Raw genomic sequence first — 10,968 nt, forward strand, 5'->3', positions numbered from 1 at the left:
CAGGGAATCGGGAACCGGGGTGTTGACGTGATTTTGGCTTATCCGAAAACTGAAATCCGAGTCCCGAGTCCCGAGTCCCGAGTCCCGAGTCCCGAGTCCCGAGTCCCGAGTCCCGAGTCCCGATTCCCGATTCCCGATTCCCGATTCCCGATTCCCGATTCCCGAGTCTCATTCCCGCGTGCAACTTTCCCCGGTGCGCAGCTATCATAGCCGGATGATGAAAAAGACTCTGCTGTGCTCAACTCTCATGTTTGCCATCGCTTTTACGCCGGCGCTGGCGGCTCCGCTGCCTGATCTTGGCAATGTGGGGGAGGAGGCCTTGTCGCAGGCGGACGAGGCGCGGATAGGGCGCGAGATTTTGAGCCAGATTCGCGATGCGGGGGATGTGGTGCAGGATGCCGAGGTGAATGCCTATCTCGCCCGTCTGGGCAAGCGCATCACCTCTGCGGCCGCGACCGGCAACGACTTTACCTTTTTTGCCGTAGACGACAACTCCATCAACGCTTTTGCCATGCCTGGCGGCGTGATCGGTGTGCATACCGGCCTGTTGCTGGCGGCGCAAAGCGAGGGCGAGCTGGCTTCGGTGCTGTCGCACGAGGTCGCGCATGTGACCCAGCGCCATCTGGCGCGTATGCGCGAAACCTCGACCCATAGCCAGCTATGGATACTGGCGGCGGTGCTGGCCGGTGTGCTGGCTTCTCGTTCGGGCAATTCGGATGCGACCTTCGGTGCGCTGAATGCCGGCATGGGCATGGCCGCACAAACCCAGCTGGCCTATAGCCGCGATTTCGAGCGCGAAGCCGACCGCATCGGCATGCATTATCTGACAGATGCCGGCTTTGATGCGCGTACCATGCCGGCCTTTTTCGAGCGCCTGCAGCAGGGCAACCGTTACAACGACAACAAGGCGCTTTCTTTTCTGCGTACTCACCCGGTCACCAGCGAGCGCATCAGTGAAGGGCAGGATCGTGCCCAGAGCCAGCCGGTACGCATGAAACCGGACAGCACCGATTTTCTGCTGGTGCGCGAGAAACTGCGCCTGAATACGCTAAGCCCGGCAGAGGCCGTGCCTTATTACCAGCGCGCGCTGGCTGACCGGCGCTTTCTGAGCGAAGGCGCGCAGCACTATGGTCTGGCGCGCGCCTATCTGGCGCAGCGCAACTTTGCAGCCGCACAGCAAGCGGCCAGTGACGCGGTGCGCTTATTGCCGGCCGACCCGATGCTGTACACGCTGCAGGCCGAGATTGCCCTGAGTGCAGGCCAGACGCAGCAGGCGCTGGCGCACTATCGTCAGGGCTTGACGGCATTCCCCGCCAGCCGCGCCCTGCTGCTGGGGGAGGTGCAGGCGCTGATCGCCAGCGGCCAGCAAGGCGTGGCACTGCGCCAAGTGCAGGCTTTGCTGGCGCGCCAGCCTGCCGATGCCGAGCTGCATCGTCTGGCTGCGCGTCTTTATGGCGAAAATGATGCGCTCAGCTATCACGCCGAGCTGGGGCATGCGTTCTATTTCGAACAAATGTTTGAATCTGCGCTGGTGCAATACCGGCTGGCCAGTGCGGCCAAGGGTGATAATTTCTATCTGCGTTCCAGCGTTGAAGCGCGTATGCGCGAGGTAGAAAAGGCGCTCAAGGCGCGAGCGGCCAAGTGAAAATGTAGAATTCACGCTTTAAAACAAGATGCTGCATTGCCGCATGTTGTTTTTTATGCGGATGTTGAAGCTTTCGCTCGTTTTGCCTATTCCATAGTTGACCCTGTAGCCATTACACTCACCCCATTGCTAGAATTGTTCGAATACAAACACATAAAAGCGCGAATACGCTCACTGTTTGGGGTCTGAACGACTAAGCATGCTTGACCCCATCGCTTCGAATAAACAGGATTTGCGCCACAAGCGCAGGCTGCGACCAAAAGTAAGGAGACAAAATGGCTACACGCTTCCCGGATGATATCGACCCGCTGGAAACCCGCGAATGGACCGAGGCACTGGCTTCGGTACTGGAAAATGAAGGCGCCGAACGCGCCCAGTTCCTGCTGGAAAACCTGGTTGAACAGACCCGCCGTAGTGGCGCGCATCTGCCATTTGATGCGACCACCGCTTACCTGAATACCATCCCAGCTGGGCGCGAGAAAAAGTCGCCGGGCAACCACGAGCTGGAGCACCGTATCCGCTCCATCTGCCGCTGGAACGCGATGGCCATGGTGCTGCGTGCTGGCAAGAAAGATCTGGAACTGGGCGGCCATATCGCTAGCTACCAGTCGTCGGCCACCTTGTACGATGTCGGCTTCAACCACTTCTGGCGTGCGCCCAACGACGAGCAGGAAGGCGATCTGATCTACTTCCAGGGCCATATTGCGCCGGGCGTGTATTCGCGTGCCTTCCTCGAGGGCCGTCTGACCGAGGCGCAGCTCGACAACTTCCGTCAGGAAGTCGACGGCAACGGCCTGTCGTCCTACCCGCACCCGTGGCTGATGCCGGATTTCTGGCAGTTCCCGACCGTATCCATGGGCCTGGGCCCGTTGATGGCGATTTATCAGGCGCGCTTCCTCAAGTATCTGGAAAGCCGTGGTCTGGCCCGCACGCCGGGGCGCAAAGTATGGTGTTTCTGCGGCGACGGCGAGATGGACGAGCCGGAAAGCCTGGGTGCGATCGCACTGGCGGCACGCGAAGGCCTGGACAACCTGGTGTTCGTGATCAACTGCAACTTGCAGCGTCTGGATGGCCCGGTGCGCGGCAACGGCAAGATCATCCAGGAACTGGAAGGCGATTTCCGCGGTGCCGGCTGGAATGTGATCAAGCTGATCTGGGGTAGCCGCTGGGATCCGCTCTTGGCCATGGACAGCAAGGGCCTGTTGAAAAAGCGCATGGAAGAGTGCGTGGATGGCGACTACCAGACCTTCAAGTCGAAAGACGGCGCCTATGTGCGCGAACATTTCTTCGGCAAGTACCCCGAGCTGCTGGAAATGGTCGCCAATATGTCGGACGACGAGATCTGGAATCTGAACCGTGGTGGCCACGACCCGCACAAGGTGTATGCCGCTTACCACGAAGCCACGGCCAATGCACAGGGCCTGCCGACCGTGATTTTGGCCAAGACCATCAAGGGTTACGGCATGGGCGCATCCGGCGAAGGCCAGAACATCGCTCACGGTGCCAAGAAAATGGCGCTGGATAGCTTGCGTAAATTCCGCGACCGCTTCGGTATTCCGGTGTCGGATGCCGATCTGGAAAGCGTGCCTTACTACAAGCCGGCCGAAGACAGTCCGGAAATGGTGTATATGCGCGAACGCCGCGCAGCCTTTGGCGGCAGCCTGCCTGCCCGTCTGCCGGTGAAGGCACCGATGGCGGTGCCGGGTCTGCATGTGTTCGATGCCATGCTCAAGGATTCGGGCGAGCGCGAGTTCTCCACCACCATGGCCTTTGTGCGCATGCTGGGCAATTTGCTGAAAGACAAGTCTATCGGCAAGCAGGTCGTTCCTATCGTGCCGGACGAATCGCGTACCTTCGGTATGGAAGGCATGTTCCGCCAGTACGGCATCTGGTCGACCCAGGGCCAGAACTATGTGCCGCAGGACGCCGACCAGCTGATGTTCTACAAGGAATCCAAAGACGGCCAGATGCTGCAGGAAGGCATTAACGAGCCGGGCGCGATGTCCTCGTGGATTGCGGCAGCGACCAGCTACGCCAACCACGGCATCCCGATGATTCCGTTCTACATCTACTACTCGATGTTCGGTTTCCAGCGTATTGGCGATCTGGCCTGGGCGGCCGGTGACATGCGTGCGCGCGGCTTCATGCTGGGCGGCACGGCAGGGCGCACTACGCTGAATGGCGAAGGCCTGCAGCATGAAGATGGTCACAGCCATATCCAGGCCGGCCTGATTCCGAACTGCATCTCCTATGACCCGACCTTTGCCTACGAGCTGGCGGTGATTCTGCAGGATGGTCTGCAGCGCATGTATGCCGAGCAGGAAGACGTGTTCTATTACATCACCCTGATGAACGAGAACTACGCCCATCCGGCCATGCCGGTAGGTGCCGAAGCCGGCATCCTCAAAGGCATGTACCAGTTGTCCGATGGCGGCGAGTCCGACATCAAGGTGCAGCTTCTGGGTTCGGGCACCATCTTGCGTGAAGTGATGGCTGCTGCCGACCTGCTGCGCAGCGACTTTGGCGTAGCCAGCGATATCTGGAGCGTGACCTCGTTCAACGAACTGGCCCGTGATGGCCGTGCCGCTGCCCGTCACGCCTTGCTGCATCCGGAAGATGCGGCGCAGGCCAGCTATGTCGAGGCGCAACTGTCCGGCAAGCAAGGCCCGTTTATCGCCGCTACCGACTATATCCGCGCTTACGCCGAGCAGATCCGCGAGTTTGTGCCGGGGCGCTATGTGGTGCTGGGCACCGACGGCTTCGGCCGCTCGGACAGTCGCGCCCGCCTGCGCGACTTCTTCGAGGTCGACCGCTACCACGTGGTGGTGGCCGCACTGTCGGCACTGGCACGCGAAGGCAAGATCGAAGCCGCCCGCGTCAGCGAAGCGATTGCACGCTACGGCATCAACGTCGACAAACTGCCGAGCTGGAAGGTTTAAGCCAAGGCAGGTGGAACCCGGGATTCGGGACTCGTACTGCCGGCATTGGAGCGCTGATGGCGACCGATGGCAGGCAGGCGAGCTCCGGGTTCCGGTTCCCGGATCCCGAACAGGGGCGCAGCCCGGACTAGGAATAATAATGAGCCAAATTATCGAACTGAAAGTCCCCGATATCGGCGGACACGCAAATGTGGATGTGATCGAAGTCTTCATCAAGGTGGGTGACACTATCGCGGTAGATGATTCGCTGATCACGCTGGAAACCGACAAAGCCACCATGGAAGTACCGGCCGAAGTCGCCGGTGTGGTGAAAGAAGTACGTGCCATCAATGGCGGCAAGATCTCCGAAGGCGATGTGATCGCGCTGATCGAAATTTCCGACAGCGTCGCGGCACCAGCTGCCAAGGCTGAGGCGCCAGTTGCCTCCGCACCCGTTGCTGCGCCAGTTGCCGCCACGCCAGTTGCCGCGCCTGCCGCTGCAGCCGTGAGTGGTCCGGTGGAAGTGTGTGTGCCGGATATCGGTGGCGCAAGTGACGTTGACGTGATCGAAGTGGCGGTCAAGGCCGGCGACGAGATCAAGGTGGACGACAGCCTGATTACGCTGGAAACCGACAAGGCCACCATGGAAGTGCCATCGACCGTGGCCGGCCGTGTGCTGGAGGTCAAAATCAAGGTCGGCGACAAAGTGTCGCAGGGTCATCTGATTTTGCTGGTTGAATCGGCGCAAGCTGCCGTGGCCGCTCCTGTTGCGGCTCCTGCTGTCGCTGCCGTTGCTGCTGCACCGGTACCGGCACCGGTTGCTGCCGCTGCGCCAGCTGCCCCGGTTGTGGCCGCCGCACCGGCTGCCATTAACGAAGTTTCGTTCTCCAAAGCGCATGCCGGTCCGTCGGTACGCAAGCTGGCGCGCGAGCTGGGTGTGGATCTGGGCCGCGTCAAGGGTTCGGGCCGCAAGGGCCGCATCACCGACGAAGACGTCAAGGCCTTCGTCAAGGGCGTGCTGAGCAATCCGGCGGCGCTGGCACCTGCCGCTGCACCGGCGAGCCTGGGTGGTGGTCTGGATCTGCTGCCATGGCCCAAGGTCGATTTTGCCAAGTTCGGCGCGGTCGAGCTGAAACCGCTTTCCCGCATCAAGAAGCTGTCCGGTGCCAATCTGGCGCGTAACTGGGTGATGATTCCGCATGTGACCCAGTTCGACGAAGCCGACATCACCGAGATGGAAGCCTTCCGCAAGGGTATGGGTGAAGAACTCAAGGCCGAAGGCGTCAAGCTCACGCCGCTGGCCTTCCTGATCAAGGCGGCGGTGGCCGCGCTGAAGAAATATCCGGAATTCAATGCCAGCCTCGATGGCGACAATCTGGTGCTCAAGCAGTACTTCCATATCGGTTTTGCCGCCGACACGCCTAACGGCCTGGTGGTGCCGGTGATCAAGGATGCCGACAAGAAGAGTCTGCTCGAGATCGCCCAGGAAAGCGGCGCCCTGGCCAAGAAGGCGCGCGACGGCAAGTTGCTGCCGACCGACATGCAAGGTGGCTGCTTCAGCATCTCGTCCTTGGGCGGCATCGGCGGTACCGCGTTCACGCCGATTATCAATGCGCCTGAAGTCGCCATCCTTGGCGTCTCCAAGTCCGAGATCAAGCCCAAGTGGAACGGCAAGGAATTCGCGCCGCGTCTGATGCTGCCTTTGAGCCTGTCCTACGACCACCGCGTGATCGATGGCGCCTCTGCTGCACGCTTTACCGCGTATATGGCGCAGGTGCTGGCCGATATCCGCCGCTTGATGCTGTAAGGAAGACCATGAGCCAAATGACAGAACTGAAAGTCCCCGATATCGGCGGGCATGGTGGCGTTGACGTCATCGAAGTCTTTATCAAGGAAGGCGACCGCATTGCCGTCGACGACAGCCTGATCACCCTGGAAACCGACAAGGCGACCATGGATGTGCCGGCCGCAACAGCCGGCGTGGTCAAGGAAGTGCTGATCAAGGTCGGCAGCAAGGTGTCTGAGGGCGATGCGATCGCGCTGATCGAAGCGGCAGACGCAAGCGAGCCTGTGGCTGCGGCACCTGCCAGTGCGCCGGCTGTGGCGGCGCCACAGGCGGCCAGCCATGGCGGTAGCGCCGATATCGAATGCGATATGCTGGTGCTGGGCGGCGGGCCGGGCGGCTACTCTGCCGCTTTCCGCGCTGCTGATCTGGGCATGAAGGTGGTGATCGTCGAGCGCTATGCGACGCTGGGCGGTGTATGCCTGAATGTGGGTTGCATCCCGTCCAAGGCGCTATTGCATGTGGCCGCCGTGATCGAGGAAGCCAGCCACTTCTCCGACACCGGTGTGGCCTTCGGCGCGCCGCAGGTCGATCTGTCGGCACTACGCAAGCACAAGGAAAAAGTGGTCGGCAAGCTGACCGGTGGTCTGGCGGTGATGGCCAAGATGCGCAATGTGCAACTGGTGCGCGGTAATGGCCGCTTTATCGACCCCCATCATATGGAAGTCGAGCTGACCGCAGGCGAAGGCAAGAGCCCGACCGGCGACAAGAGCGTGATCAAGTTCAAGCAGGCGATTATCGCTGCCGGCAGCCAGGCGGTGAAACTGCCGTTCCTGCCGGAAGACCCGCGCATCGTCGATTCGACCGGCGCGCTGGAGTTGCGTCAGGTGCCGGGTCGCATGCTGGTGATCGGTGGCGGTATTATCGGCCTGGAGATGGCGACGGTGTACTCGTCGCTGGGCGCGCGCATCGACGTGGTCGAAATGGCCGACGGCCTGATGGCCGGCGCCGACAAGGATCTGGTCAAGGTGTGGGAAAAGCGCAATGCGCACCGCTTCGACAAGATCATGCTCAAGACCCGTACTGTCGGCGTAACTTGCCGTCCGGATGGGGTGATGGTGAAGTTCGAGGGCGAACAGGCACCGGCCGACGAGCAGAAATACGATCTGGTGCTGGTGGCGGTAGGCCGCAGCCCGAACGGCAAGAAAATCGGTGCGGAAAACGCCGGCATCCAGGTGAGCGAGCGCGGCTTCATCGAAGTCGACAAGCAGCAGCACACCAATGTGCCGCATATCTTCGCCATCGGCGACATCGTCGGCCAGCCTATGCTGGCGCACAAGGGTGTGCATGAAGGCCATGTGGCAGCCGAAGTGGCGAATGGCCAAAAGACCTATTTCGACGCAAGGGTGATTCCGTCGGTGGCCTATACCGAGCCGGAAGTGGCCTGGGTCGGTCTGACCGAGCTGGAAGCCAAGGCCAAGGGAATCAAGGTCGGTGTCGGCAAGTTCCCGTGGTCGGCTTCCGGCCGCGCCATTGCTAACGGCTGCGATTACGGCTTCACCAAGCTGATTTTCGACGAAGCGACCCATCAGGTCGTGGGTGGCGCGATTGTCGGCCCTAACGCCGGCGACATGATCGGCGAGGTGGCGCTGGCCATCGAGATGGGTTGTGATCCGGCCGATATCGGCAAGACCATCCATCCGCACCCGACCCTGGGTGAGTCTATCGGTATGGCCGCCGAAGCATTCGAAGGCCATTGCACCGATTTGCCGCCGGTGAAAAAGCGCTAAATCCGGGACTCGGGATTAGGGATCAGGGATCAGGGATCAGGGATCAGGGATCAGGTGGCACTTGACGTGGTGGCAGTTTTTTCACCACGCTGAAATCGGCTCCCGGCTCCCGGCTCCCGGCTCCCGGCTCCCGGCTCCCGGCTCCCGGCTCCCGGCTCCCGGCTCCCGGCTCCCGGCTCCCGGCTCCCGGTTCCCTCTCCCTCCCGTGTCCTATACCATAGGCCTATGCGCCGCATCCTGATTCCGCTTCTCTTTTCCTGCCTGTGCGCGCCTGCCTGGGCAAACCTGACCTATAAGGTCGACATCGCCGCGCCTGACGAACTTAAAACCTTGCTGGCCAACAATCTGGAGCTGGTGACTCTCGCGTCCGATCCCGATATGGATGAGGCGACGCTGGCTGCCTTGCTGGGTGAAACACCGGCGGCGGCCAAACGGCTGCTCGAAACCATGGGTTACTTTAATGCCGGGGTCCGCGTGTCCCGGCCTGCTGCCGATGTGGTCGATGTGAGCGTTTCCCCCGGCGCACCTGCGCGCATCCATAGCCTCAAGATCGACTTTACCGGTGCGGCGCAAGGCTCGTCTGAACTGGTGGAGGTCGAGGCCGAGCTGAAGGAGGACTGGCCTTTGCCGCAGGGGGCCGTGTTCACTCAGGATGGCTGGGACGCGGGCAAGAAGCTGGCGGTGCGTTTGCTGTCGCTACGCGCTTATCCGCTGGCCAAGCTCATCGCTTCCCGTGCCGAGGTCAATCCGCAAACCGACGAGGTGAGCCTGAGCCTGAGCGTGGATAGCGGGCCGCGGGTGGAGTTCGGCAAGATTCGCATCGAGGGTTTGCAGCGTTATCCCGAGAGCGTGGTCAGGGGACAGGCCGATTTCATGCCCGGCGCGGTGTACAGCCTGGAGAAACTGACCGCATTTCAAAGTGCGCTGGAGGAAGATGCGCATTTTTCCTCGGCGCTGGTGATTCCGCTGACCGGCGAGATCAAGGATGGCCAGCTGCCAATCTTGGTGCAAGTGGTCGAGGTGCCACGGCAAAAGGGTGAAATCGGCCTGACCTGGGATAGCGAGGAGGGCTTTGGTACCCGCTTGGGGTACGAGCATTACAATATTTTCCGTCGCGGTTACACCGGCTCGGTGCTGCTGGACTGGAAGCGGAACGAAAATTCGCTGAATTTCGGTCTGGCCTTGCCGCGCACGCGTGACGGCTACTCGCATTCGGGCAATGTCGCCTTTAAAAAAAGCGAGGTACAGAATGTCGAGCGCGACACGGTCGAGGGCGGTGTCTGGCGGCTCAGGCAGCGCGGCGATATCGAGGCGCGTATCGGCGTCGAATATGTGCTCGACCGTGAAACGATAGGCGGGGTCGAAGACCGCAATAATCAGGCGGTGTTCGCGACCATAGGCTGGACCCAGCGCAAGCTGGACGATGCCATGGACCCGCGCAACGGCTATTTGCTGGACGGACGCCTGTCGTCCACATTGGGGCGTACCTTGTCCGAAACGGCCTTTGTGCGTGGTCGTGCGCGCGGCGCCGTGTACTGGTCACCGGGCTTTATGCCCGGCACCTGGCTTGTGCGCGCCGATGTGGGGGAAGTATGGGCGCAGCAAACCGACAAAGTGCCCTCATCCCTGCTGTTCCGTGCCGGCGGCGTCAATAGCGTGCGCGGTTTCGAATACGAGAGCCTGGGCGTTGCCGGCCCCAATGGCTCGGTCTTGGGCGGGCGGGTGATGGCAACCGGTTCGCTGGAATATCTGTTTACTGTTGCACCGCACTGGCGTCTGGGCCTGTTCCACGATATGGGTAATGCCGCCGATAGCTGGAAGCATTTCGAACTGGCCCGCAGCTTCGGCTTCGGTGTGCGCTGGCTAAGCCCGGTGGCACCGATCGCCTTTGATCTGGCGCGTGGCGATACCGACCGCAAATGGCGCTGGACCATGAGTCTGGGCCTGCCTTTCTGAACGAATACCGATGATGCCGAATACTGAGCCACCACCGCAGGATGCCCCTGCGCCCGAACCTTCCGCCCCGCGCCGGCGCTGGGGCCGGCGTATCCTGCTTGCCTTGCTGGCCATGCTGTTTGCCGTTTTCGGTGCACTGGGCTGGTTAACCGGCAGCGAAGCCGGCTTTGCCCGGCTGTGGCAGCTGGCGGCTCAGGCCAGTCAGGGTGCGCTATCGGTTGCCAGGGTCGAAGGCACCTTGTGGCGCGGCTTCCAGTTGCAAGGCCTGCGCTGGCAGACGCCGCTTAAGCGTATCGAGCTATCCCGTATCGCCTTGGATTGGCAGCCGGGCGCGCTGTGGCAGCGCAAGCTGATCATTAACCGGCTCGAACTGGGCAGTGTGCTGCTGGATGACCGTAGTCCCGCCTCGGGCGAGCCCTTAAGCGCGCCTGCATCGCTTGCCTTGCCGCTGGATATCGAGGTCAGCCATGTGTCCTTGCAAAGCTTGAGTCTGCAGCCGCAGGCACTGGTGTTCCAGGACCTGGCCGGCTCCTACCTTTATCAGGGTGGACAGCATGCGCTGGCGCTGGAGTCGCTGCATTCGCCCTGGGGCAGTGCCGCCGGTTCGCTGGCATTGGCGGCCGACGCGCCTTTTGCACTGGGCGGGCGGGTGGAGCTGGGGGGCGAACTGGATGGACGCAAGGTGCAGGCCTATGCCAACCTGGGTGGCTCCTTGCTGGCGCCCACACTTGCGCTCAAGGGAGAGGCTACCGGGGTGGTGGCCGAGGTGGACGGGCAGTTTGTGCCGTTTGCTCCGGTGATTTACCGCAAGATCAAAACCCTGTCGATACGGCTGGGTAATATCAATCCGGCCATGCTGTTTCCCGGCGCGCCGCA

General features: G+C 61.5%; 5 protein-coding genes and 1 pseudogene. All 6 read left to right on the plus strand.

What is annotated here, in order from left to right; genetic code table 11:
- Positions 1 to 247: 247 nt before the first annotated feature.
- A complete protein-coding gene (locus EGI20_RS13840; protein WP_498632172.1) occupies positions 248 to 1,645 on the plus strand; it encodes a M48 family metallopeptidase in 1,398 nt (465 codons plus the stop codon).
- A gap of 275 nt (positions 1,646 to 1,920) precedes the next feature.
- Positions 1,921 to 4,584 (plus strand): pyruvate dehydrogenase (acetyl-transferring), homodimeric type, encoded by a 2,664-nt coding sequence (aceE, locus tag EGI20_RS13845; protein ID WP_498632174.1) that lies wholly within the window; start codon positions 1,921 to 1,923, stop codon positions 4,582 to 4,584.
- A gap of 139 nt (positions 4,585 to 4,723) precedes the next feature.
- On the plus strand, positions 4,724 to 6,370 hold the full coding sequence (gene aceF, locus EGI20_RS13850) for a dihydrolipoyllysine-residue acetyltransferase (RefSeq protein WP_498632175.1): 1,647 nt from the start codon (positions 4,724 to 4,726) through the stop codon (positions 6,368 to 6,370).
- An 8-nt stretch (positions 6,371 to 6,378) separates the two neighbouring features.
- On the plus strand, positions 6,379 to 8,136 hold the full coding sequence (gene lpdA, locus EGI20_RS13855) for a dihydrolipoyl dehydrogenase (protein WP_498632177.1): 1,758 nt from the start codon (positions 6,379 to 6,381) through the stop codon (positions 8,134 to 8,136).
- 225 nt (positions 8,137 to 8,361) lie between these two features.
- Positions 8,362 to 10,092 (plus strand): autotransporter assembly complex protein TamA, encoded by a 1,731-nt coding sequence (locus tag EGI20_RS13860; RefSeq protein ID WP_498632178.1) that lies wholly within the window; start codon positions 8,362 to 8,364, stop codon positions 10,090 to 10,092.
- A 10-nt stretch (positions 10,093 to 10,102) separates the two neighbouring features.
- A pseudogene (locus tag EGI20_RS13865) lies at positions 10,103 to 10,968 on the plus strand (translocation/assembly module TamB domain-containing protein); the annotation flags it as partial.

The sequence above is a fragment of the Aquitalea sp. S1-19 genome (genome assembly GCF_024343515.1).

Excerpts from the sequence above, each read along its gene's own strand:
- aceE (WP_498632174.1), top strand. The coding sequence starts at position 1,921 with ATGGCTACACGCTTCCCGGATGATATCGACCCGCTGGAAACCCGCGAA.
- EGI20_RS13860 (WP_498632178.1), top strand. The coding sequence starts at position 8,362 with ATGCGCCGCATCCTGATTCCGCTTCTCTTTTCCTGCCTGTGCGCGCCT.
- EGI20_RS13840 (WP_498632172.1), top strand. The coding sequence starts at position 248 with ATGTTTGCCATCGCTTTTACGCCGGCGCTGGCGGCTCCGCTGCCTGAT.
- aceF (WP_498632175.1), top strand. The coding sequence starts at position 4,724 with ATGAGCCAAATTATCGAACTGAAAGTCCCCGATATCGGCGGACACGCA.
- lpdA (WP_498632177.1), top strand. The coding sequence starts at position 6,379 with ATGAGCCAAATGACAGAACTGAAAGTCCCCGATATCGGCGGGCATGGT.